23 protein-coding genes and 2 pseudogenes are annotated in these 25,414 nt (G+C 68.3%); 12 read left to right on the top strand and 13 right to left on the bottom strand.

Going from position 1 to position 25,414, the window contains the following annotated elements:
- Window positions 1-134: 134 nt before the first annotated feature.
- From FEF34_RS41695 to FEF34_RS37445, 6 genes are all read left to right on the top strand, one after another.
- Window positions 135-587, top strand: a complete 453-nt coding sequence (locus tag FEF34_RS41695) for a hypothetical protein (protein ID WP_171053248.1) — start codon at window positions 135-137, stop codon at window positions 585-587.
- Between the two features lie 64 nt (window positions 588-651).
- Complete coding sequence (locus tag FEF34_RS37430) at window positions 652-1,491, top strand: transposase family protein (RefSeq protein ID WP_138057124.1); 840 nt, start codon at window positions 652-654, stop codon at window positions 1,489-1,491.
- Window positions 1,492-1,813: 322 nt separating this feature from the next.
- Window positions 1,814-1,990, top strand: coding sequence for a hypothetical protein (locus tag FEF34_RS41700; protein WP_171052748.1), 177 nt, complete (start codon window positions 1,814-1,816; stop codon window positions 1,988-1,990).
- Window positions 1,991-2,087: 97 nt separating this feature from the next.
- A complete protein-coding gene (locus tag FEF34_RS37435; protein WP_138057125.1) occupies window positions 2,088-2,282 on the top strand; it encodes a hypothetical protein in 195 nt (64 codons plus the stop codon).
- 155 nt (window positions 2,283-2,437) lie between these two features.
- Window positions 2,438-4,444 carry a RiPP maturation radical SAM C-methyltransferase gene (locus FEF34_RS37440; RefSeq protein ID WP_138057126.1) on the top strand — a complete coding sequence of 669 codons (2,007 nt, stop codon included), beginning with the start codon at window positions 2,438-2,440 and terminating at the stop codon, window positions 4,442-4,444.
- A gap of 35 nt (window positions 4,445-4,479) precedes the next feature.
- Window positions 4,480-5,178 carry a DUF5825 family protein gene (locus tag FEF34_RS37445; protein ID WP_138057127.1) on the top strand — a complete coding sequence of 233 codons (699 nt, stop codon included), beginning with the start codon at window positions 4,480-4,482 and terminating at the stop codon, window positions 5,176-5,178.
- Between the two features lie 80 nt (window positions 5,179-5,258).
- Here FEF34_RS37445 and FEF34_RS37450 read toward each other — a convergent pair whose 3' ends face one another.
- From FEF34_RS37450 to ltrA, 7 genes and pseudogenes are all read right to left on the bottom strand, one after another.
- The gene (locus tag FEF34_RS37450; RefSeq protein WP_171053249.1) at window positions 5,259-5,969 is read right to left on the bottom strand and encodes a glutaminyl-peptide cyclotransferase; all 711 of its coding nucleotides are present in this window, start codon (window positions 5,967-5,969) and stop codon (window positions 5,259-5,261) included.
- Window positions 5,970-6,289: 320 nt separating this feature from the next.
- A pseudogene (locus FEF34_RS37455) lies at window positions 6,290-6,454 on the bottom strand (IS701 family transposase); the annotation flags it as partial.
- 101 nt (window positions 6,455-6,555) lie between these two features.
- Window positions 6,556-7,395, bottom strand: a complete 840-nt coding sequence (locus FEF34_RS37460; RefSeq protein ID WP_138057130.1) for a transposase family protein — start codon at window positions 7,393-7,395, stop codon at window positions 6,556-6,558.
- Between the two features lie 64 nt (window positions 7,396-7,459).
- Window positions 7,460-7,915, bottom strand: a complete 456-nt coding sequence (locus FEF34_RS37465) for a hypothetical protein (protein WP_138057131.1) — start codon at window positions 7,913-7,915, stop codon at window positions 7,460-7,462.
- An 85-nt stretch (window positions 7,916-8,000) separates the two neighbouring features.
- Window positions 8,001-8,516, bottom strand: a complete 516-nt coding sequence (locus FEF34_RS37470; protein WP_138057132.1) for a putative immunity protein — start codon at window positions 8,514-8,516, stop codon at window positions 8,001-8,003.
- A gap of 234 nt (window positions 8,517-8,750) precedes the next feature.
- A complete protein-coding gene (locus tag FEF34_RS37475; RefSeq protein WP_138057133.1) occupies window positions 8,751-9,446 on the bottom strand; it encodes a helix-turn-helix domain-containing protein in 696 nt (231 codons plus the stop codon).
- A gap of 248 nt (window positions 9,447-9,694) precedes the next feature.
- Window positions 9,695-11,161, bottom strand: a complete 1,467-nt coding sequence (gene ltrA / locus FEF34_RS37480; protein ID WP_138057134.1) for a group II intron reverse transcriptase/maturase — start codon at window positions 11,159-11,161, stop codon at window positions 9,695-9,697.
- A gap of 178 nt (window positions 11,162-11,339) precedes the next feature.
- Between ltrA and FEF34_RS37490 the strand changes: the two genes are divergently transcribed.
- Window positions 11,340-13,067 (top strand): IS1634 family transposase, encoded by a 1,728-nt coding sequence (locus FEF34_RS37490; protein WP_138051320.1) that lies wholly within the window; start codon window positions 11,340-11,342, stop codon window positions 13,065-13,067.
- Between the two features lie 694 nt (window positions 13,068-13,761).
- Here FEF34_RS37490 and FEF34_RS44420 read toward each other — a convergent pair.
- The 5 genes and pseudogenes from FEF34_RS44420 to FEF34_RS37510 form a co-directional block, all read right to left on the bottom strand.
- A pseudogene (locus tag FEF34_RS44420) lies at window positions 13,762-13,844 on the bottom strand (IS5/IS1182 family transposase); the annotation flags it as partial.
- Between the two features lie 222 nt (window positions 13,845-14,066).
- Window positions 14,067-15,110 carry a glycosyltransferase gene (locus tag FEF34_RS37495; RefSeq protein ID WP_138057135.1) on the bottom strand — a complete coding sequence of 348 codons (1,044 nt, stop codon included), beginning with the start codon at window positions 15,108-15,110 and terminating at the stop codon, window positions 14,067-14,069.
- On the bottom strand, window positions 15,107-16,126 hold the full coding sequence (locus FEF34_RS37500) for an NAD-dependent epimerase/dehydratase family protein (RefSeq protein ID WP_138057136.1): 1,020 nt from the start codon (window positions 16,124-16,126) through the stop codon (window positions 15,107-15,109). Before FEF34_RS37500 ends, FEF34_RS37495 begins: the two co-directional genes overlap by 4 nt.
- 63 nt (window positions 16,127-16,189) lie before the next feature.
- Window positions 16,190-17,521 (bottom strand): nucleotide sugar dehydrogenase, encoded by a 1,332-nt coding sequence (locus FEF34_RS37505; protein ID WP_234042968.1) that lies wholly within the window; start codon window positions 17,519-17,521, stop codon window positions 16,190-16,192.
- Window positions 17,518-18,534: a glycosyltransferase family 4 protein gene (locus FEF34_RS37510; RefSeq protein ID WP_138057137.1), complete on the bottom strand. Its 1,017-nt coding sequence runs from the start codon at window positions 18,532-18,534 to the stop codon at window positions 17,518-17,520. Before FEF34_RS37510 ends, FEF34_RS37505 begins: the two co-directional genes overlap by 4 nt.
- Window positions 18,535-19,069: 535 nt before the next feature.
- On the opposite strand from FEF34_RS37510, the gene fabG reads away from it, so the two are divergent.
- Window positions 19,070-19,855, top strand: coding sequence for a 3-oxoacyl-ACP reductase FabG (gene fabG, locus FEF34_RS37515; protein WP_234042970.1), 786 nt, complete (start codon window positions 19,070-19,072; stop codon window positions 19,853-19,855).
- Window positions 19,855-21,303, top strand: a complete 1,449-nt coding sequence (locus tag FEF34_RS37520) for a class I adenylate-forming enzyme family protein (protein ID WP_138057139.1) — start codon at window positions 19,855-19,857, stop codon at window positions 21,301-21,303. The genes fabG and FEF34_RS37520 overlap by 1 nt, the downstream gene beginning before the upstream one ends.
- Before the next feature lie 19 nt (window positions 21,304-21,322).
- Here FEF34_RS37520 and FEF34_RS37525 read toward each other — a convergent pair whose 3' ends face one another.
- Window positions 21,323-21,628 (bottom strand): acyl carrier protein, encoded by a 306-nt coding sequence (locus FEF34_RS37525; RefSeq protein WP_138057140.1) that lies wholly within the window; start codon window positions 21,626-21,628, stop codon window positions 21,323-21,325.
- Between the two features lie 78 nt (window positions 21,629-21,706).
- Here FEF34_RS37525 and FEF34_RS37530 point away from each other — a divergent pair, with 78 nt between their 5' ends.
- From FEF34_RS37530 to lysA, 3 genes are all read left to right on the top strand, one after another.
- Entirely contained in the window at window positions 21,707-22,642 is a 936-nt protein-coding gene (locus FEF34_RS37530; protein WP_234043294.1) for a 3-oxoacyl-[acyl-carrier-protein] synthase III C-terminal domain-containing protein, read from the top strand.
- Between the two features lie 102 nt (window positions 22,643-22,744).
- The gene (locus tag FEF34_RS37535; RefSeq protein WP_138057972.1) at window positions 22,745-24,073 is read left to right on the top strand and encodes a preATP grasp domain-containing protein; all 1,329 of its coding nucleotides are present in this window, start codon (window positions 22,745-22,747) and stop codon (window positions 24,071-24,073) included.
- Entirely contained in the window at window positions 24,063-25,376 is a 1,314-nt protein-coding gene (gene lysA, locus FEF34_RS37540) for a diaminopimelate decarboxylase (RefSeq protein WP_138057142.1), read from the top strand. Before FEF34_RS37535 ends, lysA begins: the two co-directional genes overlap by 11 nt.
- Window positions 25,377-25,414: the final 38 nt, after the last annotated feature.

The raw sequence follows: 25,414 nt of genomic DNA on the forward strand, positions 1-25,414 counted from the left end.
GGCGGGTGTCCATGGTGAAGATCGTCTGACCGGTCGGCGGGGAGGGTTCTCTGGCTCTGCTGCGCCTGCGTGAGCGGGCCGCCTACGATCCGCCCCCGTGTCGATACGTCAGGGATCGTGGGGAGGGTGTGGGGATGTCCGATCTGGAGCGGATCACGGCTCGTCGTAGCGAACTGGACGCGCTAGCTGAGGAGTTGGCCAAGCGGCTTCAGGAGGTCGAGGCCGAGCGGGAGGAGCTGGGGATCGCTGAGCGGGTCCTGCGCCGTCTGGCCGAACAGGACCGGGCTGACACGGAGGCCGCAGGGGCGGCTCCGAGGAAAGCGCAGGTGGCCGGGCGTGCGGTGCTGCTGATCCCGCACCGGGGTGAGAGTGGCGACGAGGCCGCGCTGCCCGCCGACTACCACCGGATCCTGGCGATCGTGCGGGCCGACGGCGGCCCAGTGCAGGTCAGGGCGGTGGGTGAGGAACTGGGACTCGAGGTGGGGGTGCGCGGGAAGCTGGAGCCGCTGCGGGCGAAGATGACCAAGCTCGCCGATCGTGGCTGGCTGCACAAGCGGCCTGACGGGAAGTTCACCGCACGTCTTTAGCATCTGCGGACCGGGGCGACGAGAGGGCGTAACCGGCGGGCTCCCGGCGGCAGTTGAATTTGGTGTGAAGAAAAACAACCCTCCCGTCGAGGGCCCTGACGGCCTTGTCTACACCGCCCGCCTGCCGCTGCCGAGTGCCACCTTGAACTGGCTCGCCGACCTGTTACGCGGCCACTTCAAGAAGATCGGCTCCAGGTGGCGGGCCCTGCCCGCGGGGAAGATCGCCGGCATCGTGCTGGCGGTGCTGCGCTGTGACCAGCGGCCCGGCGACCTGGCGGGCGGCAACGGGATACACCGCACCACTGTCACCCGCTGGGTGCGCGAGGTCGTGGGCCTGCTGGCCGCCCGCGCCCCGCGCCTGGACCGCGCCCTGAAGAAGATCGCCCGAAAGGGTGGCGGAGTCGTACTGCTGGACGGCTCGGTGATACGTACCCGGCGGCGTACCGGGGCCGAGAACCGCAAGAACTACTCGGGCAAGAACAAATGCCACGGCCTGCTCGTGACCGCGCTCACCGACGACCGGGGCCGACTGCTGTGGGTCTCCGCGGCCCGGCCCGGGCGGACCTCGGAGATCACCGCCTGCCGCCACGACAAACTCACCGCCCACCTGCGGGCCGCCGGGCTCGGGGCCATCGCCGACCTGGGCTTCGTCGGCCTCGACGACAGCGGCCCGGACGCCGACCCGGCGGTAATCACCGGCTACAAGGCCGCCCGGAACCGGCCGCTGACCCGTGGCCAGAAGCTCTCCAACAAAGCGCTGGCCGCAGTGCGCGCTCCGGTCGAGCACGGCTTCGCGCACCTGAAGAACTGGCGCGTGCTGGGCAAGGTCCGCACGGATCCGAGGTGGGCGACCGCGCTGGTGCGGGCCCTGCTGGTACTGACCCACCAGGAAGTCGCCCGCTGATGACCGATGATCTTGCCGCTGGACTACCGCCCCGGAATCGAGCAGGCGTGGATTTTTGGTCCGCTGGTCCATCCGATGGAACGCCGCAGGTCAGCCATGCGCGCGGAGCGCCACGACAGCTCCTGCAGGCTCGGCAGGGCGTCGCCGCCGACCCCCGCCCCCCGATCGGTGGACGCAAACCTCCCCCCGTCCGTGGACCGGCTGGTGGACCCACCCAGCACGTGAGGCATGTCACAATGGACATCAAATCTCAAGAGGTACCGCGAAACCGCTGACACGCGAAAACTCGCAGGACCTGGTCACAGTACCGACAGAGGCGGCCATGCGGACGGCACGCGCGACTGCCTGCGGGCCCTCGCCCGCGCGGGCGTGCGGCACGAGGCCCTGGCTGGACGCGGGTCCCGACGGCTACGACGGCCGTGACCACATCGGCGTGCTGCGCCGCGCGGGGGCACCCTGGTTCGCGCGCCCCGGCCCGGAGGACCGGGCGCACACTTAGACGTCCCGCTCCGAACGGAGAGGGGTCCCGGTCGGCCGCCGGCGTCGACGGCACCGGGACAGGCATCACATCGGCGCACCTGAGAGAGGAGGACACGATGCAGAAGGACGTCATCAACAATGACCCGCTGGTGGGTGAGGTGGGGAGCCTCTATGGCACGCCCCAGATCACGGTGGGTGAGGCCCGGAGCCTCTATGGCACGCCCCAGATCACGGTGGGTGAGGCCCGGAGCCTCTATGGCACGCCCCAGATCGGGAAGTTCCGCGAGGTCGAGGTTTCCGAAGAGGACTGACCCGGCCCGGCCGGCCCGGCGCACGCCCCGGGCCGGCCGGCACCGACGAAGCCCCGCGTCCGCCCGGCGTGACGACCGACCGCCGGGCGGACCGGCCCGGACCCGCCGCCCCAGCACCCAACGTCCCACCGTTCGAGGACCGTCAAGGAGCCGAAGTGCGCGTACTGCTGGTCAACATGCCCTGGTCCCCCATCGACCTGCCCTCACTCGCCCTCGGCATCCTCAAGCGCAGCATCGACGAGCGGGTCCCGGGAGCCACGGCCGAGGTCCTGCACGCCAACCTGGACTTCACCGACTGGATCACCGCCCGCCGGGAGTTCGCCGCCGACGACTACGGGTACTACTCCCTGTCGTCCTACTTCATGGGATGCGGCGACTGGGTTTTCTCCTCGGCGCTGTACGGCGACCCTTCGTGGCGGGAGGACGAGTTCGCGTCGGTGATGAAGGGCAAGCTGCGCGGGTCGCGGATGCGGATGACCCGGGAGCTGCACCGTGAAGTGCCCGCGTTCGTGGAGGAGATCGCCCGGCGCATCGTCGAGCACGCCCCCGACGTCGTCGGCTTCACCTCCACCTTCCAGCAGAACACCGCGGCCCTCGCGGCCGCCCGCCACGTCAAGCGGCTCGCACCGCACGTCGTCACCGTCATGGGCGGGGCCAACTGCGATGCCGAACAGGGCGCCGCGGTCCACCGGAACTTCCCGTTCGTGGACCACGTCGTGCGCGGCGAGGGCGAGACCGCGTTCCCGGAACTGGTGAGGGCACTGGCCGAGGGGCGTACCGATCTCGGCGGCATCCCGGGCCTGTGCCACCGGGCCGCGGACGGCGGCAGCGTCGTCAACCCGATGGCCACCGCGCCACTGCCGCCCGCCCACATCCTCCCGCCCGACTACAGCGGCTACTTCGAGTGCCTGGCCGCCTCCGTGGCGCGCAACTGGGTGGAGCCGAAACTGGTCGTCGAAGGCGCCCGCGGCTGCTGGTGGGGCGAGAAGCACCACTGCACGTTCTGCGGTCTCAACGGTTCCTTCATGCAGTTCCGCAGCAAGAGCCCGGAGGTCTTCTACGAGGAGATCATGGAACTGGCCCGGCGCCACCGGGTCCTGGACATGTACGTCGTCGACAACATCCTCGACATGGGCTACCTGAGCACCGTACTTCCGCGGATCATCGACAGCGGCTACGACCTGCGGCTGCACATCGAGATCAAGGCCAATATGCGTCGGACCCAGCTGCGCACCCTGTCCGACGCGGGTCTGATCTACGTCCAGCCCGGTATCGAGAGCCTCAACAACCGGGTGCTCGACCTGATGGACAAGGGCGTCAGCGGGTGCCAGAACGTGCGCATGCTCCGCGACGGGGCCGAGACGGGCCTGGCGGTCTCCTGGAACTACCTGCACGGCTTCCCCGGTGAGACCGCGGAGGACTACGAGCCGGTCATCGCGCAGATTCCCGCCCTGGAGCACCTCGACCCGCCGGTCGACCTGTCCGCCCGGATCGCGATCGAGCGGTTCAGCCCGTACTTCAACCGCCCCGAACTCGGCTTCACGGGGCTGCGCCCCGAGGCGCACTACCGCTTCACCTACGACCTGCCCGAGGAGGAGCTGTACGACCTCGCCTACGTCTTCGAGGCCCCGGCGCGCGGCATCGGCGAGCCGACCGTCTCCGCCCTCAACGAGGCGCTGGCCGGCTGGAAGAAGCACCACACCGACGCCAGGCTGACGCACACCGACCTCGGTGACCGGATCGTGCTCGTCAGCCGGCGCCGCGCGTTCCCGTGGCGCGCGTGGGAACTGGCCGATCCGTTCGAGGTCGCGCTGTTCCGGCTGCTGGACCAGCCGCACGCACCGGCCGCGCTCGCCCGCAAGGCGGCGGCCCGTGTCCCGGGCGACCCGCGCGGCCAGGAGGAGGTGGAGCGGATCCTGGACGAGTGGGTCGCCCGGGGCATCGTCTTCACCGACGGCGGCCAGTACGTGCACATCGCCCCGGCCGCGGTGAACGAGGACCTGCTGCGGCTGGACTTCATGCGGCACCTGCACACCGCGGGTGCCGCCGCGCCGAAGCCTGCCGGCGGGGGCGGGTCCGAAGGGGACGCCTGGGCGGGCGGCGGTGACCGCGGCAGTGCGGACGCGCCCCGCGACACCGTCCAGCCACCCGTCTCGGTGTGACCCACAGCCCGGTACCCGCGCTCCCAGGAGGCCCCATGACCAGCGCAGTCCACCCCCCGAGCACCACCGCCGACGACGTCCCGCTGACGGTCACCGCCTGGCGCGACTACGACCCGGACGCCTGTGCCCTGCCCGGTATGGCGCTCGGCAGCCACCGTCTCTCGGGCCCGATGAACGAGGAGACCGACCGACTGTGGGGCCTCGGGGCCCGGCGGGTCGTGGTGCCCCGCACCATCGACCTGACCCCCGCGGCCAACGCCGCGGCCAACGCCGCACGCCGCACGGTGCGGTCGCTGTGCCTGGTCCGGGACCTGACCGCACGCGCCGTGCTCGTCGAATGGCGGCTGCGGGCCGGGCCCGGCGACGAGGAGACGTGGAAGCTGCTCAGCCATCTCCAGCCGCCGCAGCGGCTGGAGGGCCCGGACCGGGCGGAGGAACAGCTGCTCGCCTGGCGGAGCAGCCACTACCTGTGCAAGTGCCTGTGGCGGCAGGGCCCCGGTTTCCTCCAGATCCGCGACCGCCGCTGGGGCGACCTGCGCCGCTTCACCTGCGACGAACAGCACTACCACGACGCCATCGCCCGGCTGGACCACGGCGCCCCGGCGGCCGACGTGCCCCCGGACGCGCTGGCCGACTTCACCGAGGAGCATCTCGTGCTGCGCGTCGGCGAGCTGGCCTGGTGGCTGCCGTACCGGGTGAAACGCTGGATCCAGGAAGCGACGATGGCAATCTGAGCCGATGGGTGACTGCATCCCCTGCGTGATCACCTTCTAGGTGCGGTCGTGTACCTCGGGCAGTGCCAGCGACCGAGGGTTCAGCCGGGTTCGGCAGTGAACCGCACGCGGTACATGTAGGGCCATTGCTTTCCGGTGAGCAGGAAGTGGCCGGGTTCGGGTAGCGCGGCGATGCCGTTCAGGCAAGTAAGGGGACCCCGGACATGGTCGCAGGTCAGGCGGGTGACATCGACGACATCGGTGACCTGGCCGGTGCGTGGGTGGACAGCCGCAATGAAGGGGGTGCGAAAGAGATTGGTCCACAGGCGTCCGCGAGCGTAGGTGAGGTCATTGAGCCTGCCGATTGGATCGCTCCCGCAGGCCGCGGCGGTGGCGCGAAGCGTACGCACCGGGCACAGGGCGTGGGCGTTGCGCACGACCAGTTCATCGGTCCCGTCAGTGGTGACCAGGACTCCTCCCATCCGACAGGCTCCCCAGCCATGCCGGTCCAGCGCAACGGTCTGCTGCAGTGTGCGGGTACGAGGGCACCAGCGTAGCGCCAGATGCTCTTTCCAAGTGAGCTGCCACAGCGAGCAGCCGATACGGCAGATGCCTTCGCCGAACAACTCGTCACCAAGGGCACCGACCCATTGCAGAACAGCGTCGCCCAGCCGATAGCAGCGCAACGTGGATTGCCCGTACAGGCCGGTGCTCTCCCACACCAAATCGCCCTCGACGACCAGGCCTTGCGTAAAACCCTGTCCTGGGTGCGGGTAGCGCTCAATAACCTCGACCCCAAGGGTCGGGACCATCCACCTCGAAACGCGCGGACCCTCCACAGCACCTGGCACCATGGCGTTAGTCGTGGTCCTGGCCGTAACGCCCACGCGGTCGCGACGCAGAAACGGGATCCAACGTACCGCACCTCCATCCAGGGCCAGTGGCCGACACCTAGGATCCATCTTGGGGGGTTCCGGTGAGAATGTCTAATACTGCAACCGCATGTGGGGGTCGTGGCCTCGGCGTTGGTAATGGCAGTGGCGGGCGCGGGATTGGCTGCGGCGTCGGAAGTGTGACCAGTGCAGGTGGTACTCGTTGGTATGGCAGCGGGGCGTGATGGCGACGTGTCCGATCAGTCGGCGGATCTCCGGGACGCTGAGGGGCATGAGGTCTTGCTCGTCGTCCCCTTCGCCCCTTTTATGGCTTCTTGGGTGCGGATGGCGGTGAGGTAGGCGAGGGCGGCCATGGCCAGGGTGATGTGCCGGTACCAGGCCCGGTAGAGACGGGCCTGGTAGTGAGCGGTGTGCATCGTGAAGTTGCAGGTCGCGGGTCTGGTGTGCGTCGGTGTCGGCGTGCTCGTGCTGGTCATGGGCGCATGACTCCCGCGAAGATCATCGGTCAGCGGGCGACTTCACGGTTCGTCAGGACCAGCAGGGCCCGCACCATCGCGGTCGCCCCCTTCGGGTCGGTGCGGACCTTGCCGAGTACGCGCCAGTTCTTCAAGTGGGCGAAGCCGTGTTCGACCGGCGCCCGGACGGCAGCCAGCGCCTTGTTGGACAGTTTCTGTCCTCGGGTAAGGGGCCGGTTGCGGGCGGCCTTGTAGCCGGTGATCACTGCCGGGTCGGCGTCCGGACCGCTGTCGTCGAGGCCGACGAAGCCCAGGTCGGCGATAGCACCGAGGCCGGCCGCGCGGAGATGGGCGGTGAGCCTGTCGTGGCGGCAGGCGGTGATCTCCGATGTGCGTCCCGGGCGGGTGGCGGAGACCCAGATCAGCCGTCCCTTCTCGTCGGTGAGCGCGATCACGAGCAGGCCGTGGCATTTGCTCTTGCCGGAGTAGTTCTTCCGGTTGTCCGCGCCGGTGCGGCGGCGGGTGCGTATCAAGGTGCCGTCCAGCAGTACCACCCCGCCACCCTTCCGGGCGATCTTCTTCAGCGCGCGGTCCAGGCGCGGTGCGCGGGCGGCCAGCAGGCCGATGACTTCCCGCACCCACCGGGTGACGGTGGTGCGGTGCACTCCGTTCCCGCCCGCCAGGTCGCCGGGCCGCTGGTCACAGCGCAGGACCGCCAGCACGATGGTGGCGACCTTTCCTGCGGGCAGGGCCCGCCACCGTGAGCCGATCTTCTTCAGGTGGCCGCGTATCAGGTCGGCGAGGTAGTTCAGAGTGGCACTCGACAGCGGCAGACGGGCGGTGTAGACAAGGCCATCAGGGCCCTCGACGGTGCGGTTGGCTTTCTTCACACCAAACTCAACTGCCGCCGGGGGCCCGCCGGTTACGATCCTCCGGCACCCGCTGACGGCACGGCTACGAGCGTGCGGTGAACTTCCCATCGGGGCGTTTGTGCAGCCAGCCGCGATCGGCCAGCTTGGTCAACTTCGCCCGCAGCGGCTCCAGTTTGCCGCGCACCTCCACCTCAAGCCCTAGCTCCTGGCCCACCGTCCTCACCTGCACCGGGCCGTCGGCCGCCCGCACGATCGCCAGAATCCTGCGATAGTCACCGGGCAGCGCCATCTCGTCCGGGCTGTCTCCACGGTGCGGGATCAGCAGCACCGCACGCCCCGCCACCTGCACCTTCACCGGAGCTTGTGCCACGGCGGCCTCTGCCTCGGCCCGACCCCGCTCGGCCAGTCGGTGCAGGACCCGCTCGGCGATCACCAACTCCTCCCGCTCCGCCTGAACTTCCTGAAGCCGCTTGCCCAGCTCCTCGGCGAGGGCGTCCAGCTCGCTCCGGCGAGCCGTAATCCGCTCCAGCTCATACATCCCCGCACCCTCCGCAACCCGGCGGCGTATCCGCACGGCGACGGATCGTAGACGGAACCCCACGGCAGGCGCAGCAGAATCCGACTCAGCAATCGAACACCGACCAGCAGATGTCGTTGCGCAGCCGCTGGTCATCAAGTACGAGCTCACGGATCGCCTCCGGGAGCTGATCGCGCTGCCACTGGCACTCGAGTCGTCCAGCGGTCTCGCTCTCGCCTTCCGGCGCCGCTGCACGTGCGGCCTTGATGGCGTAGGCGGCCGCGCCGAGCTCGTGCGCGGCGACGTGGGCGACGACACCGGCCTGGCCGGCGGCGTACGCGGCATGTCGTGCTGCCCCACGCAGATCTCTGGCTGCCCCCATCGCATGGCCGCCCGCCGCGCGAGCCTGCATCATCTTGACCTCGCCACGCACCCAGGCCCGGGCATGCTCGATCGCCTGGCGTGGCCGCGGGTCACCGGGCTGGGCCGACTCGAAGAGGCCAAGGACGTGCTCTGCACACGAGGCCGCCCATAGAGCGAGGAGATGGTGATCCGCATCAGTGAGAGTCCCACCACGGCGGATCGTCACGAAGCGAGGATCCCGGACCTTCGGGAGGATCATGACGTGCACTCCCTCCTGCGCACATCGGCGCCACTCGCTGCGGTGCGCCCTGGCGGCCGGTCAGCCGCCTGGCACGGGGAACGATCCAGAGTGCTCGCCAGACCCTACGGCAAGTACAGCAGAACCCGAGAACCACCCCAGCTGACCTGTCAGACGATCTTCGCCGTGGACACCGGCCACTGACCAGCGTGAGCACGCTGAAAACCACGCACACCAGATCCGTGACCTGCCACTTCACGATGCACACTGCTCAATGCTCTTTCTCCAGGTCAGCGGGGTGGTGGCGAGCCAGGCGAGCACATCGGCGACGGTGCGGCCCTCGACCTGGCCGAGCAGGCCGCCGGTGCCGAGCGCGTCGACGAACCCCGTGTGCCACCGATCGCGCGTCAGTATCCACTTGCCTGTGGCGGGGTCCCGTTCCCAGCGCGGCCGTCCGCGCCGGGTCTCGTCGATGCCCAGCACCTTCACCTCGGGCGGCGGGGCCTCGGTGACCTCGTGTGCGACGGCGCGGAAGGCGTCCATCACGGTGGGCCAGGACAGGTGCAGGTCACGGGCGGCCTGGATGACTGTGGAGGCGGCGTCGCGTATCCGCCGTCCGGCAGCACCACGCAGTCGCATGGCGATCCGTGCGCCGGCCGGTAGCTGCGGGATCTGCTCGGTGAAGGACCGGCGGGGGCAGCCGGCCTCCCGGCACCACCAGCGGCGCTTGTGCCGGCGGAACTCCAGCCCGCTCTCGCCGTACGGCAGATCGCGGGGCCGGGTCACCGCCGAGCCTTTCACCCTGGTGGCGAACACCCCGCAGGCCGGGCATGCCCGGGCCCTGTCATCGGCCGTGGCCAGATGGACCCGGCGTGTCCCGTCCGCTAGCCGCTCGACCCGGACGACGGACACCCCGTCGAGGTCGAGCAGCAACGTCGTATCGTTGAGCAAGCCCGTGGCTCCTGCATGATCGTTCTGCGTAGAGAACAGAAATGATCACGCAGGCCACGGGCACCCTGCGTCCAGGGCCAAGCAGCCCGACTCAACACGGATCGTGACGCCGTGTCAGCAAACCGAACAGGCGCAGTTGAGTAGGCCCGGGGCGCGGTTCCGGGATTGCTCCCGGTCCGTTTCCCCGAGCCCCTCGCCGAACCCGCCGTACGGATCTCTCCGTAACGGGCTCTCCACGGTCTCTGCCGTCAGGCGTGGTTGGGGATCCAGGGGTTGGGGATCGTGCTACTGCGGTAGCGATACCGGGTGATGGGGATCGCGGCGATCTTCCGCAGTTCGACCTGTCCGCCGGTGACTGGCTTCCAGCGCCCGGTGGGCGTGGTGAGCCGTCGGCGGACGTCCTTCCATCTCCAGTGGTGCCGCTCCATCAGCATGCGGATGATTCGCCACCAGGCGAAGTTGTCCAGCATACTGAAGGTGCTTTTCGCGACAGCGTGCCTGAAGTAGTTGGCCCAGCCGTGCATGACCTGGTTGATTCTGGTCAGCACGTGTTCCAGATCCTGCTGCGACGTCCTGTGTGTCAGGGCACGGATCTTGGCCTTCAGCGACCGGATGGGCCGGTCGGCGATGAAGGTGTAGACGTGCCACTTGTTCGTTCCCCGCTTGCGGCGCCACTGGATGTGGAACCCCAGGAAGTCGAACCCGTCGCTCATGTGCACCACCTGGGTCTTGGCCTGCGAGAGGCGAAGGCCCATGGGGGCGAGCACAGCGGCGACGTCTTCGCGCAGCGCCAGCACGTCGTTGCGGTCGCCGTGGACGACAACGACGAAGTCATCGCAGTAGCGGACCAGCCGCCACGTCGGTGACCCCTTGCGGCGCCGGTAGGCGCGTCGGCTCTCGGTCGACATGCTCCCGCCGTCCTTCCACGGTCCGTGCAGGTGCTCATCGAGCACCGACATCACCACGTTGAAGATCAGCGGGGAGAGGATGCCGCCTTGCGGCGTGCCGGTGTGGGTGTCCTCGAAGTCGCCGAGTTCGGTGAGGATCCCGGCCTTGAGGAACGCCTTGACCAGCGCCAGCACGCGTTTGTCCTTCACCCGCAGCCGCACCCGGCCCATCAGGGCCGCATGCGAGACGTTGTCGAAGGCCGCCTCGATGTCCGCATCCAGCACCCAGCGGTAGCCGCGGGTGCCGAAGTAGTGGATCTCAGCGATCGCGTCCTGGGCCCGCCGCTTGGGCCGAAACCCATAGGAGACCGGCTCGAAGTCGGCCTCGAAGATGGGTTCCAGCACCAGCTTCAGCGCCGCCTGGACGATCCGGTCAGCCACGGTGGGAATGCCGAGGCTGCGGATCTTTCCCGACCCGCCCGGCTTGGGGATCTTGCGTTCCCGCACCGGCAGCGGCCGGAACGTCCCCTCCTTCAGGGACGTCCGCAGGTCGTCCAGGAACCTCGGGACGCCAACACTGTCCTCGACGTCGGTGACCGTGAGGCCGTCGACGCCGGGAGTGCGCGCCCCCTTGTTTCCCGCGACCCGGTCGAACGCCACCAGCAGCGTCGCCGGGTCGTGCACGAAGTTGAACAGGTCGTCGAACCTGCGGCCGGGATCGGCCGCCGCCCAACGGTGAAGCTTGGCCTGCATCCCCGATACCCGCGACCAGTCCCCCTGCGGGATCTGGTCGGGAGCGCCGCTGTTCAGCGGCGCATCTTCCGGCATTGCAGTCTCCTTCCCTTCTCGCCTGCGTTCCGCGTAATTCGGGGGTTCTGGAGTCCCTACCGGGCTGAAGGTGCAGGTCAGCGGGCTGGAGGCTGGTGACGCGGGCAGATTCGCCTAGAGACGCGATTCTGCGGATTCGCCTGCGCTGACCTCGAGTTGCTCCGTAGGGTCTGGAGTCGTGTATGTGAAGACGACGAAGCGGGAGAACAAGTCCGGCACGGTCCGGTACCTGCACCTGGCCCACAACGAGTGGGATCCGGTAAAGGGCCGGGCGGTCCCGAAGGTGCTGTTCACGTTCGGCCGTGAGGACGACCTCGACCGGGACGCAGTGAGGCGCCTGGTCGCGTCTCTATCGAGGCTGCTGGAGCCGGGTGAGGCACTGGCGTCGACGGCGGCGGGTGACCTGGAGTTCGTCTCGTCGGTCCCGTTCGGCGGCACCTATGTCCTCGATCATCTCTGGCGTCGGCTGAGGATCGACAGGATCGTCGGGCAGGTCGGGCAGCCCAAACGGGGCCGGCGCCGGGACATGTCGATGACCGAGCGGGTGCTGTTCTCCCTGGTCGCGAACCGGGCCCTGGCTCCGTCGTCCAAGCTGGCCGCCGCGGACTGGGTCACGCACGACGTGCATGTCGAGGGCCTGCCGGCCATCGACGACGACGCCTGCTACCGGGCGATGGACTGGCTCCACGAGGTGACCGACGACCTGGAGAAGCGGGTGTTCGACGAGGTCGCGAACCTCCTCAACCTCGAGGTCGACCTGCTGTTCTTCGACACCACCAGCACCTACTTCGAACTGGAGGAGGCCGACGGACCCGTCGCCCGCGACGACAAGGGCCGCCTCCTGACGGACGACCGCCCACCCGCTGAAGAGGACGGCGAGAGCGCGGATCAGGCCGGGTTCCGTGCCTTCGGCAAGTCGAAGGACTCCCGCGACGACCTGCCGCAGATCGTGATCGGGATGGCCGTCACGAGGGACGGGATCCCGGTCCGCGTCTGGTCCTGGCCCGGCAACACCGGTGACAGCAAGCTGATCCGGCAGGTCAAGGACGACATGCGGGACTGGACCCTCAGCAAGATCGTGTGGGTCACCGACCGGGGATTCTCCAGCGAACGCAACCGCCGCTACCTCCGCCAGGGCGACAACGCCTACATCGTCGGCGAGAAACTCCGCTCAGGCAGCCCGGAGGTGAAGGCCGCCCTGTCCCGCCAGGGCCGCTACGGCGAGATCGCCCAGAACATGCGGGTCAAGGAGGTGCGGATCTCCGACACCGAACGGTTCGTGATCTGCCACAACCCCGAAGCCGCCACCCGTGACCAGCACATACGCGAACAACTCGTCTCCCAGCTCACGACCCTGATCGAAGACACCGACAAGCTCAGCGACTTCAAGCGTGGCGAACTCCGCGGCAAGATCGCCGACAAGCCCGGCCTCAACCGCTACCTCCGCACCACCCCGTCCGGCAAGCTCCGCATCGACACCGCGAAGATCAAGACCGAGGAGAACCTCGACGGCAAGTACCTGCTGCGATGCTCCGACCCGGGCCTGTCCGCCGAGGACATCGCACTCGGATACAAGCAGCTCCTCGAAGTCGAGCGGGGCTGGCGGGACATGAAGCAGATCATCGACCTGCGGCCCGTCTATCACCGGCTCGAGGAACGCATACGCGCACACGTCGTCCTCTGCTGGCTCGCCCTCCTGTTGATCCGCATCATCGAGACCAGCGCCGACGCGACCTGGACGACCGTCCGCCGCGAGCTCGACCGGCTCCACCTCGGTACGTTCACCGGCCCTACCGGCCTGTTCCGCCAGGTCACCGCCCTCACCAAGCCCCAGAGGGACCTGCTGGCCAAGCTCAACATCCCCGCACCGAAGCAGATCATCGCGCTCGAACCCGCACCCCGCTGACCAGCACGAACACCAGCGCCTAGAGAAACGCCTCTCAGGCGCCCTCACCCATGTCCGCGCAGGTCAGACCCCAGATTCGTGACTCTAGGACGCTGAATTACGCGGAACGCAGGTCTCGAAACCGCTGCCGCCCTTCCCCATGCGCACGGGCTCTCCCCGGCTCGGAGTACTACGGCGGCTCCGCCCCACCCCACCCGTTCGGCAGTCGGTGTGCCTATCCCGGCCAGCGGGCCGGATGCCCGCCACCGGGAACCAGGACAGGGTGGTTCCCACGTTCCCTGTGTTTCGCTCGGCGGAGGAGGAGCCCGACTTTGTCCCAGCGGCATCGCCACGGGTACGCCGCAGTCCTTCCCCGTGGCCTTCCAGGCAGCAAGCAGAAACCACCCCAGAAGTTCCCCGCCGCTACCGCGACGGGTACGCACCGCGCCCGGCCCAGATCCACCAGGTTCGAGCCGGTCCAAAGGCTGAAGGACGTATCAACGCCGGTTCCTCGCGTACTCCTTTCCGCCACGCTCGCCGGACCCGCACCATCTGGCAGTACTGGCACGTCCCGACTTTGTCAGGGCTGCTCCCGCCCTCCCCGGCACCACCCGGATCAGGCTGCCCCCAGCTTCAACGCCCTGCTGCGACAGGACGAAGGCGAAGGTCTCTCACCTCCACTCGAAACAACAGCGCCTCGTGGCGCACCCGCTCAACTTCGAAGACCCGTCAACGTCGGCTCGATCAAGGCCATCGGGCGTCGGGCAGGTCACTGGGGTACGGCTTGCGCTCGCTCACGACACAGCGTGAGCATGAACATGCCGGAAGATGTCGTTCCGCTGGCCACTGGGAGGTTCTGCAGCATCTCTACGTCAGACGGGTTTCCAGACAAAGAAGCGGATAGACGGACGGGACGGCTCTCGCTCCGCCGGGTGGCATTCTTCCCCTACAGAGTGAACCGCATCAAAACCAGACAGTCACATAAGCCGCATGCTGCCCTTGACCTGGGTAAACGCCCTCTCAGTGCGGCCAGTGATGTTCCATCACCTCGAGCATCGCCTTCGGCTTCTGCCATACGTCCCGCTCTTTGTGCGCCCAGGCGGAAGCCGCACGGCCCAGCGCTCGCGCCTCGTCGCGGTGGGAGGCGACCCACCGGAGGTGCTGTGCCGTTTTCGCCACGTCGGGGACACCGCGGACACCGCAATGGCCCAGATGAGGCTCGTACACGTCCTCCCAGTGGGACGGAGCCACGGCCAGGAGGAGATCACCCGCGTCCGCGCAGACGTCGCCCTGGCCTTCGGACGACAGGGCGATGACGGGCAGGCCGGTCGCCATGCCCTCGACGAGGGGGAGGCCGAACCCTTCGCTGCCCAGGGCGAGGAGGACGTCGGCCTGTTCGTACCAGTGCAGGATGCCGCGGGTCGGTTCGCTCTCGTCGACGATCGTGATGCGCGGATCATGTGCGGTCAGCCCGCCGCGGCCCTCCGCGCCGAACCGCGCCTTGACCACCAGCCGTGCCGTGGGGTTGTCGGCGAAGGCCAGCTGCCACGCCTGAACAGCCTGGTCGACGTGCTTGCGGGGCACCACCGTGCCGACCACCAACGTGGTGACGCCCTCACGCTCTGGGCGTGAGACACAGGGGTACACGTCGGCGTCGACACCGTCGGGGGTGACCTCGATAGGGGCGGTGACCCCACTGTCGCGGAACATGCGGGCGACGAATCGGGTCGGCACCATCACAACGCGCGCCCGGTTGAGCGGTCCGACCCAGCTCGCCGGCAGTCGGCTGGACTCCCACATGGTGTGGATCATGAGGGGGTGTTTGGAGTATCGGTCGAGCTCCGGACGTACCCACGAGTTGAACAGCAGCGGGCCTGCTCCGATGGGGCCGGCTGCCGCCACGATGTCGAGCATCTCGTCAGAAAGGCCGTCCGTCTCCAGTTTGAAGGGGAGCAGGTTCACCTGGACCCCGAGCCTGCTGAGCCCCAGGACGATGTACTCGGACATCCCGGCGTAGCCGTCGTAGGTGTAGAACTCGCCGGCCATGTCCAAGTTCCTGATCATCGCTGGGCCGTCACGAGTTCGGCTTCGCGCACCCAGGCGATGACCTCGTCCAGCATGGCTTCCAACGGTGTCTCGGCAACGAAGCCCAGTGCCTCCTCGGCCTTGCTGGTGTCGGGCTTGCGCACGCGGACATCGTCGGGAAAGGGCTCCTCGTGCCGGAGCCTGAGCGGCACCCCGGGGTTGATCCGGCCCCAGACGAGTCGAGCCAGTTCGGTAATCGTGCAGCCGTACCGACCGGACAGGTTGAAGTCCTCGTTGTAGGCCGCGTCCGACTCCATGGCAAGGACGACGCCGCGAGCCATGTCGCGGGCGTACGTGAAGGTGCGGAACTGGTTCCCGTCTCCCAGGATGCGGAACGGGTTCTCACGGCGCAGCGCCCGCTCGACGAAGTCGGGGATCACATGTCCGCGCACCATGCGCTGCCGGTCGCCGGAGGACGTGCTGGTGTGCGGGGCGTGCCGCTCGCCGGCGCCCACGCAGTTGAACGGCCGGACGATGGTGTACGGCAGGTTGTACTGTGACCAGGCGGCTCTCGCGTAGTACTCGACGCCCAGCTTCTGGAAGCCGTACGCGGTGGACGGCGGAGCGATCTCGCGTTCGTCGCCCTCGCGGAACCCGATGCCGGTGTGGTGTTCGTAGACCATGGAGGAGCTGAGGTAGGTCACCTTGCGTAGCTTCTCGCCTCGCCGCCTGATCCCGACCTCGGCCGCCGCGCCGACCAACTGGTTGTTGGTGGTCAGGATGTCGTACGCGAGGTCCTTCATGTATCGCACGCCGCCGATGAGAGCGGCGTTGGCGATGAAGTGGTCACAGCCCGCCGACAACTCGTACAGGAGATCCTTGTCCGTCGCGTCACCAGCCACATGCGTGTAGCGCGCGTGGTCGGGCAGCGTACGTGCCGGCCGTCCGTACTTGGCGAGGTTGTCGAGGCCGACGACCGTGTACCCGCGTGTCAGCAGCTCTTCGACGACGTACCCGCCCAAGAAGCCGGCTGCCCCCGTCACCAGCACCTTCATGTTGTCCCCCTTCACGTGGGCCGAAATGTGTGAGCCCGCGGCTCCTGCGGAGGCCGATCCGCCTCACGCGGGCCGGACCAACTGGCCTTCGCCGAAGGCCAGATACCGCACCCTTCCGCGCAGCTCCGCTGCCGCCCGGGAGTGCAGGGCCCATGCGTCGTAGACGAGGCCGGGGCTCGCCATCCGCTCGGTGAGCCAATGCAGGGAAAGTTGGGTGTATACCCTGTGGTTGGTGCCGATAATGACCAGATTGGCGCCCTCGACGGCCTCTTTGGCTTCCGCGTATGGCTCGTAGCCGAGAACTCTTTGCCTGTGCTCCGGCACCGACGGGTCGTGCGAGCGGACCGTCAGGTCGGCGTGCCGTGCTCGGAGGTGCGCCACGATCTCGACCGCCGGAGAGGATCGCTCGTCATCGGTCTCGGGGTGCCCCTTGAACGCGACGCCGAGGAGCGCGACGGCCAGCGGGCCGAACCCGGCGGTGCACCTCACGTGCTCCGTCAGCTCGTCGGCGACCTGCTCCGGAGTCCGGCGATGGGCCGTGCGGACGCCGCTGAGCAGCTCGGAGGCCGGTGCCCCGTGATCCAGGAAGGCTTGGGAGAGGATGGCCGTGTCCTTGGGGAGGCAGGATCCGCCGACCGGACCGGCGAAGGGCATGGCCGCCCGCTCGTATCCTGTCGCTGCGGCGTCCCGAACCTCCCGGGCGCTGACCCCCACGCTCTGGCAGAGCCGGGCGAGTTCGTTGGCGAAGGCGAAAAGGGAGTAGCGATAGGCGTTGCAGGCGAGCTTGACGAGTTCCGCCGTCTCCAGGTCGGACACCTCGACGATGCTGGGTGTCAGAACACGGAACAGGGCCGCGGCCCGCTCGACCGCTCGGGGGGAACTTGCGGAGACGATCTGAGGGAGGCTGAGCAGCTCCTGCACGGCTATACCCTGGACGGTCCGCTCCGGGCAGACGGCCAGCTCGACGTCCGCGTGTGTGCGTAGTTCGGCCAGGAGGCGCCGGGACGTCCCGACCGGCACGGTAGAGCGGAGGATCACCAGGTTCCCGTCGACCGCCATATCGGCCACCGACCTTGTCGCACCCTCCACTTGGCGAAGGTCGGGCGTGCCGTCGTCGTCCACGGGGGTGCCCACGCACACGATGTACACTTCCACGTCCCGGCCCGGAGGGACGGTGTCCGTCACCGTGAACAGGCCGCCGTCGATCGCCCCGGCCAGGTCCAGACCTGCCTCCCGTACATGGGGCTCCTTCCGCGCCAACTGCTTGCGCACCGCCTGGTTTCGCTCGACACCGATGACCCGGCGACCCTGCGCGGCGAGAGTGACGGCGAGGGTGAGCCCCACGTAGCCGAGACCGATCACACAGACTGCACTGGTCTCTTCGTGCGCTCTCACCTCGGCTCGCTCCCTTCCGAACGGAGAGGCACCGGTGGTCGCAGCATGCGCTGCGGGCGCATGTGGGTTTCCATGGCGTCGAGCAACGACGGCCCCTTGTTCCACAAGTTGCGGTGTTTGTGCACCCACTCAGAGGCGGCCGCACCCATGGCCGTCGCCTCCTGTCGGTGGTGGGCCACCCAGCGCAGTCGCTGTGCGACCTCCCTGACGTCGGGGACGCCGCGTACTCCGCACCGTCCGTAGCCCGGCTCGTCCGCGACTTCCCACGTTCCGGGGCGCACTGGCAGGAGGAGATCACCCGCGTCCGCGCAGATGTCGCCTTGCCCCTCGGAGGACAGGGCGATGACGGGCAGGCCGGTCGCCATGCCCTCGACGAGGGGAAGGCCGAACCCTTCGCTGCCCAGGGCGAGCAGGACGTCGGCCTGTTCGTACCAGTGCAGGATGCCGCGGATCATCTCCTGATCGTCGACCAGCTTGATCCGAGGGTCGCTGACGGTCAGGCCGTACGCCTGGGCGGTCTGGAAGCGGGACTTGATGACAAGTCGCGCGTCCGGGTCGCCCTCGAAGGCCAGTTGCCAGGCGGCGATCGCCTCGGAGACGTGCTTGCGCGGCAGCACCGTGCCCACGATCAAGGTCGTCACGCCCTCGCGGACCGGGCGGTCGGTCCACGGGTACAGCTCGGGGTCGACACCCTCGGGGATCACTTCGACGGGAACGGTCACACCGCTGGAGCGGCACACGTCGGCGACGAAGCGGGTCGGTACGACGACCGCGCGGGCGCGGTTCAGCTTGCGTGGCCAGTCGGCGGGCAGCTCGCTCGACTCCCACATGGTGTGCACGAAGTGCTCGGTCCCCGCGTACAGCTCGAGCTCAGGCTCCAGAGCAGCGGAGAAGAGAACGGGCCCTTCCTCGTACGGTCTGGAGTTCATGAGCAGGTCGTGCATCTCCGGAGACAGGCCCTCGGGGAATACCTTGATGGGGATGATGTTGACCCGGGCGCCTTCTCGAGCCATTCCTCGGGCGGCGTACTCCGCCAGGCTCCCATAGCCATCCGCTACGAGGAAATGTGCCACCAGGTTTACTGGCACAGGGGCTTTCTCATTCACGATGCGATGGTCCCGCTTTCCGCTTGTGGCTGTCGGACGCACTGCCGCGACCACCCCCTGGGCATAGGAAAGAGCAAGCCCCGGGAGGAGTGCATCTGACCCATGCTCGGCAACATCATGCCTCTGACCAGTAACTTCTTGGCGAAGGTGCAAGGTCGTTCGAGGTGACCCTTCGGGACGCTAAGCAACTAATGCGAATTAGTCAACAGCCCAGTACCTGCCGCTTGCCAGGGGCCTTCTCCCGTTACGCCCACCGTCAGGTCCGATGCTTGACCGTGCGTCAGAAGGTGCTCTAGCGTGACGGTCGTTTCATTCGGAACGGAGTTCGACGCCGCCGGGATGTCTTCTATTTCTCCGTCGTCGACGGCGAGCAAGGAGCCGCTGCGGACATCTGAATGACGTGCGAATCCAGGACTGTCACGGGAGGAACGGTGGAGCGTTGGTGGACGAGCGAATAGCCGTGGTGACGGGGGCCGCCGGCGGAATCGGGTCGGCCACGGCCCGGTACCTGGCGCGTGCGGGCGCTGCGGTCGCCCTCATCGACGTCAAGGCCGAGAGCATCACCGGCCTCGCCGCGGAGATCACCGCCGCGGGAGGCCGTGCGCTGCCCGTCCGGTGCGACGTCACCGACCCGACACAGGTCACGGCGATGGTGCGAACTGTCGCCCGGGAGTTCGGCGCTCCGCACATCCTGGTCAACAACGCGGGCGTCCTCAGGGACGGTGCCCTGCACCTCATGTCCGAGACCGACTGGGACGCGGTCCACTCCGTGAACCTGCGCGGGGCTTTCCTGTGCGCCAGAGCCGTGTACAAGCATATGGCCAGGGCCCGCTGGGGACGCGTGCTCAACCTGTCGAGCGTCTTCGCGCTCGGCTCCGTGGGTCAGGTCAACTACGCGACGGCGCAAGCGGGGTTGGAGGGAATGACCCGTGCGCTGGCCGTGGAACTCGGCCCGTTCGGCATCACGGTCAACGCCGTGGCCCCGGGACTCATCGAGACCCCGCCGGCCGAAGGCGCCGACGGCCTTATGGGAGCAGACGGCGTCCGGTCGGCGTTGGTCGCCGACACGGCACCCCTGCGGCGGACCGGACGCCCGGAGGACGTGGCGGCGACGCTCGCCTTCCTCGCCGGGGACGGTGCTTCGTACATCACGGGTCAGACGATCCACGTCGACGGTGGGCTGCCCCTGGGGCGACTGCCCCTCAACGTGTGCGGGGTGGGAAATTGATGCACCGGCATGTGGAACGGCATGCGGCCGGTCGGCCCGAAGCACCCGCCGTGCACGTCTTCAGCGCGGGCCGATGGGTGGGCACCGACTGGCTACGGCTGCGCGACATGGCGGCAGGGGTGAGCGAACACGCCCGCCGCGCGTATCGGACCGGTGCGCCCGTGCTTCTGGCCCTCGACAACTCCGCCGAGAGCATCGCGGTGTTCCTCGGCCTCACGTCGGCCTCGGTCGATGTCCTGTGCCTGGAGGCGGACCCGTCGCGGGGCGAGATGCAGCAGGCGCTGGCGCGGCGCATCGGCGCCGGGGCCTCCATCGGTCCGGCTGGTGGCGACAGCGTCCTGGCGTACACGGACGTGATGGACACGGCCAAGGGGCCGCTGGAGGCGCCGGACCGGAACCCCGAGATCCTCGGCATGACCTCGGGTTCCACCGGCGAGCCGCGGATCGTGCGTCAGAACCTCGCCAACGTCGAGCGCGGCGGCTGCATCTACCGCGACACGTACGGCTACACGGCGCGCGACAGCCTGCTCGGTCCGATTCCGATCGCTCACTCCTTCGCCATGATGGGTCTGCTCGCCGGCGCCCTGGTGTCCGGCGCCCGCATGTTCACCATGCCCCGCTTCAGTGTCAGCGCGGTGCACACGGCCATCGACGAAGGCGCCACCGTGCTACTGGGCACTCCCATGATCTACCGCATCCTCGGCATGGCGTCGCGACCGATGGGGCACACGTCTTCCCTGCGCGCCCTGCTGTCGTCGGGCGGACCGCTTCCGACGGACACGCGGGCACGGGCGGAGCACGTGTTCGCCCTGCCGGTGCGCGAGATCTACGGAAGTACGGAGGCGGGCGTGATCGCCTGCCAGTACGACCGCGAAGAACCGTGGCCGGCCGGGGGCGCGGGCCGGATCCACCCTTCGACGAGATGGCGGCTGCGGCCCGCGGGGATTGCGGGTGTGCCGGCGGAGGCCGGGTGGCTGCACGTGCGCACAGCCACCCTGTTCGCCGGATACCTCGGCGGTGACGACGGGCTGGACGCGAACGGCCTCTACGACACCGGAGACTTGGTCAGCGTCGACCCCCGCGGCGACCTGACGGTCCTGGCCCGCAAGTCCAGCTTCATCAATGTCGGAGGGCGCAAGGTCGAGCCCGCCCGGGTGAGCGGCGTCCTGGAGGCGTGTACCGCCGTCGCGGAAGCACACGTCTTCGGCCACGAGGAGGACGGTGAGGAGTCGGTGCACGCGGCCGTCGTGCTGCGAGCCCCGCACGCCTCGGTTGCCGATGTGCTGGCCTTCTGCCGCGAGCGGCTTGCCGCCTATGAAGTGCCGCACCACGTCCACGTCCTGTCGGCCCTGCCACGGACCACGTTGGGGAAGGCGGATCTCATCGCGATCAAGCAGGCGTGCGCCCTGTCCTCAGCGGCTGGCGCGGGCGACGGGAGTGGGCGGTGATCCTCCGGTCCTGTCGCGATCAGGTTGCCGGGGGCCGGGACTCGGCAACCACAACGGCCGCGAGATGGCCCGGAGTCGCCTGGTCGAACACGGCGGTCACCAGGGCCGCCCGCAAGCGCTCGGCGGCATCTCCCTCGACCGGGTGCCAGCGGTCGACGAGCCTATTGATCAGATCCACCGCTCGCAGCGAGTCGCCCCCGCTCGCTGCGAAGTCCTCATCGGGCGTCAGCGGCACACGACTGAGAATGTCGCCCATCTCCGCACCGATGACCCGGGATATGCCGTCGACATCGCTGAACGCCTCGTTGGCTGCTCCATTGAACATGGCCGCAATGGTAGACGGATTCCCGGGAAACGAACACCCCGTCCATTGTGCGAAGTCGGGGAGGGGAGCGTCTTGACAGTGCTCCGAGAAATTTGCGGATACTGGCCCGAGAACTCCCTCCCGGCCCGGGAGTTCCTGCAGCGCAGCGGCTTCCCCGAATCGCGTATCAAGCTCTATGAGCGGTACTTCGGATTCTCACGGATCCGAGTCTCCGAGGAAGACGACACGACACGACAACTCTTGGCCGCGGCGCGTGGCCTGGCAGGACTGCGAGGAAACGGGCACCGCGTTCGCTACGTCCTCCAGGGCCGCACGATGCCCGTGGGCGCTCCCTATCCGCACAGCACCGTGCACCAGGTGCGCGACGCCCTCGGACTGCACGGTGCACACGCCTTCTGCGTGACCCAGCACGCCTGCGCATCGGGCTTGCTCGCCGTCGAACTCGCCGGGCGGCTGCTGGCGGCCGACGGCGATCCTCAGGCGCTCGCCCTCGTCCTGACGGGGGAGAAGGTGTTCACTGAAGGTGCCCGTGTGATCCCCGACACCGGGGTGATGGGGGAATCCGCAGCGGCCGTTCTCGTAGGACTGAGCGGTCCGGGCGACCGCCTGCTGGGCTATGCGACGCAGACCTGCGGCGCCTTCGAGGACGGCATGGACATGACCCAGGAGGCGGCCGAAGCGTTCCAGGAGGTATATCCGAAGGTGCTGGCGGACGTCATCAGGTCCGCCCTGGCGGGCGCCGGCCTGGCCATCGGGGACATCGACCTCATCCTGCCGCACAACGTCAATCGGCTGTCCTGGATTCCGGTCCTCAGGGAGCTCGGAATGCGCGGCGCCGACCGCCTCTTCACGGAGAACATCGCGGAAATCGGGCACTGCTTCGGCGCGGACCCCTTCCTCAATCACGTGTCTGCCCGGGAAGCAGGACGATTGATTCCGGGGAGCCGGTACGTGATGACCGCTGTCGGGCTCGGTGCGACGTTCTCCGCCATGGCATTCGAACACGGGAAGTGAGTCAGGAAAGTGAGTGCCGAGAAGATTTCTGTCAGCACGAATGCCGCAGAATGCTGGCCCACCCGGATACGTGACGTGCTCGCCGGATCCGCGGACACGCCCATGGTGCTCCTCGGTAACTTCGGGGTCGAGGACCAATGGGCCGCGGACGAACCGGGGCTGCCTCGGATCGCGGTGAGCGCGACCCGCGAGATCGCCCACCGCATGGACGAGTTCTGTCTGCTGTTGGCAGGAGCCCAGGATCATGTGCTCCTCAAGTCGACGCCCGACGACGGCCACCTGGCGCACCTCGCGGCACTGGGATTCGAGCTGCCGCGCGTACTGACCCCTGCTCTCCAGGACCCGGACCGGACAGTCACCGAGGACGTGCTTGCCGACCCTGCCCTCCTCAAGGAGATCGGATCGCTCCCCGGCAGCCCTTTGCTGTGGCCCCACGGGGTGTCCGAGCGGGAGGAGCTTCTCGCCGAGAGCGCCGGTCTGCCCCTCGCCTGCCCGTCCGCGCGGATCTGCAAAACGGTCAACGGCAAGGCCTACAGCAGAAGGATCGCCGACGAGCTGGGCTTGCGTCAGGCGCAGGGCTGGATATGCCGGACCGTGAGCGAACTGCACAGCGCCGCCGCCGGGGCCGGGCATCTCCTGGACCGCGGAGGCACGGTCGTGATGAAGGACTCCTACGGAGTGTCGGGCAAAGGGCTGCTCGTCCTCTCCGACCGGTCAGCTCTGGAACGTGTCGTACGGAAGATCGCTCGACGGGGGGAGCGGACGGGCGACGACCGCGTGAACATGGTCGTCGAGACGTGGGTGGCCAAGAAGACCGACCTGAACTACCAGTTCACCATCGACAGGGCCGGCAACTGCACGTTCGACTTCGTGCGGGAGGCCGTCACGGAGGGCGGCGTCCACAAGGGCCACCGCATTCCGGCCCGCCTCGACAGCGACCAGGGTGCGGAGCTCGCGGAGGCGTCGCGCAGGATCGGGGCCCGGCTCCACGCCGATGGCTATGTCGGCGCGGTCGGCGTCGACGCCATGGTGGACCCGGACGGCGGGCTGTACCCCATCGTGGAGATCAACGCCCGCAACAACATGTCGACGTATCAGGAACGCGTTCGCGAGCGCCTCATTCCCGGTGGCCGAGTAGCACTCGCCACCCAGTACCCCCTCACTCTCAGCGTCCATCTGCCGTTCGACTGCCTGGCCGACCGGCTCCGGGACACGCTGATGACGCCCGAGTCACCCGAGGGTCTCCTCGTCAGCAACTTCGCCACCGTCAACGCGGCTGAGCACCGGCTCTTGGCCGATGGCCGGGAGGCCTTCGACGGTCGCCTGTACGGAATCGTCGTGGCAGACAGCGACGACCGTCTCACCGCCCTCGACCAGCAGATCGCCGCACACATCACGGCCATAACGGAGGAGAACGGGCATGGTCACTGACACCTCGCGCGCCGCTGAAGCCCATGTCCAGGGCCTTTCCGTGAAGGATCTGGCGGCCGAGTTCGGCACTCCGCTCTACGTCTACGACGCGGAGGCGATAACCCGCCAGTACCAGGAACTGAGAGACCTGCTCCATGCCCGCCTGGAGATCTTCTACTCGTTCAAGGCCAACCCCAACGCCGCGATCTGCGCCCTGCTCGGTTCCCTGGGTGCATGCGCGGAGGTCTCCTCGCTGGCCGAACTGACCACGGCACGACGGGCCGGATTCAGTCCCGACAACATCGTGTTCCCCGGCCCCGGCAAGAGCACCGACGAGCTCATCGCCTGTCTGGACGCGGGGATCGCGGCACTCGTCTGCGAGTCCCTGGACGAGCTGGCCCTCATCGACCGACTCGCCTCCGAACGGGGTGTCACCGCGCGGGTGGCGCTCCGCGTCAACCCGAACTTCTCCGTCAAGGGCGCCAAGCTCGTGATGAGCGGCACCAGCAGGCAGTTCGGCATCGACCAAGAAACACTACTCGCCCAGCGGGACCTGGCAGCGCGCTTCCCCTCGGTGCGCCTGATCGGCGTCCACATCTACATGGGGACGCGGGTCCTGGAAGAGCGTGTCGTTGCCGAGCACACCGGGCGGATCCTGGATGCGGCCGAGCAACTCGCCGCCGCGCTCGACTTCCCTCTTGAACTCGTCGACATCGGGGGCGGTCTGGGCGTGCCGTACTTCGACGGCGAGCGTGCCCTGGATCCAGCGGCTCTCACGGCACTGCTGAACCCGCTTGTCGAGAAGTTCATCGCCGGCCACCCCCGGACGCGGATCATCATGGAACTCGGTCGCTACCTCACGGCGCCCGCGGGTACCTACCTCACCCGAGTGCGCTATCTCAAAGAATCGCGAGGCGAGCGGTTCGCGATCGTCGACGGCGGCACGCACCACCACATGGCGGCGGTCGGCATCGGATCCTTCGTCAAGCGCAACTTCCCGATGCGGCTGCTGAACCGCACGGCTACCGAAGAGGACCAGGCCTGGAACATCGCCGGTCCCCTCTGCACGCCCAACGACACGCTGGGAAGGAAAGTGGCCCTGCCGCCCCTGCGAGTCGGTGACCTCATCGGTGTACTGCAATCCGGCGCCTACGGGCCGAGCGCGTCGCCCGTTCTCTTCCTCAGCCACGGCCACCCCGCCGAGGTCCTCGTCCATGAAGGCCGGGCCCTGTTGGTGCGGGCCCGCGACGGAATCGACGACCTGCTCGGCAAGCAGTACAGCTACGACTTCACCAGCGCCGACGGCCGGGCAAGCGCGGGCTGACGGCACAACCGAGACCGCCTGGACGAAGAAGGAGAGAG

It is taken from the genome of Streptomyces marianii (genome assembly GCF_005795905.1).
GTDB classification, from domain to species: domain Bacteria; phylum Actinomycetota; class Actinomycetes; order Streptomycetales; family Streptomycetaceae; genus Streptomyces; species Streptomyces marianii.

Coding starts and splice junctions, on each gene's coding strand:
- FEF34_RS41695 (WP_171053248.1), top strand. CDS start 135: ATGTCCGATCTGGAGCGGATCACGGCTCGTCGTAGCGAACTGGACGCG.
- FEF34_RS41700 (WP_171052748.1), top strand. CDS start 1,814: ATGCGGACGGCACGCGCGACTGCCTGCGGGCCCTCGCCCGCGCGGGCG.
- FEF34_RS37435 (WP_138057125.1), top strand. CDS start 2,088: ATGCAGAAGGACGTCATCAACAATGACCCGCTGGTGGGTGAGGTGGGG.
- FEF34_RS37445 (WP_138057127.1), top strand. CDS start 4,480: ATGACCAGCGCAGTCCACCCCCCGAGCACCACCGCCGACGACGTCCCG.
- FEF34_RS37450 (WP_171053249.1), bottom strand. CDS start 5,969: ATGGTCCCGACCCTTGGGGTCGAGGTTATTGAGCGCTACCCGCACCCA.
- FEF34_RS37465 (WP_138057131.1), bottom strand. CDS start 7,915: ATGTATGAGCTGGAGCGGATTACGGCTCGCCGGAGCGAGCTGGACGCC.
- FEF34_RS37470 (WP_138057132.1), bottom strand. CDS start 8,516: ATGATCCTCCCGAAGGTCCGGGATCCTCGCTTCGTGACGATCCGCCGT.
- ltrA (WP_138057134.1), bottom strand. CDS start 11,161: ATGCCGGAAGATGCGCCGCTGAACAGCGGCGCTCCCGACCAGATCCCG.
- FEF34_RS37495 (WP_138057135.1), bottom strand. CDS start 15,110: ATGATCAGGAACTTGGACATGGCCGGCGAGTTCTACACCTACGACGGC.
- FEF34_RS37500 (WP_138057136.1), bottom strand. CDS start 16,126: ATGAAGGTGCTGGTGACGGGGGCAGCCGGCTTCTTGGGCGGGTACGTC.
- FEF34_RS37510 (WP_138057137.1), bottom strand. CDS start 18,534: ATGGCTCGAGAAGGCGCCCGGGTCAACATCATCCCCATCAAGGTATTC.
- FEF34_RS37520 (WP_138057139.1), top strand. CDS start 19,855: ATGCACCGGCATGTGGAACGGCATGCGGCCGGTCGGCCCGAAGCACCC.
- FEF34_RS37525 (WP_138057140.1), bottom strand. CDS start 21,628: ATGTTCAATGGAGCAGCCAACGAGGCGTTCAGCGATGTCGACGGCATA.
- FEF34_RS37535 (WP_138057972.1), top strand. CDS start 22,745: ATGGTGCTCCTCGGTAACTTCGGGGTCGAGGACCAATGGGCCGCGGAC.
- lysA (WP_138057142.1), top strand. CDS start 24,063: ATGGTCACTGACACCTCGCGCGCCGCTGAAGCCCATGTCCAGGGCCTT.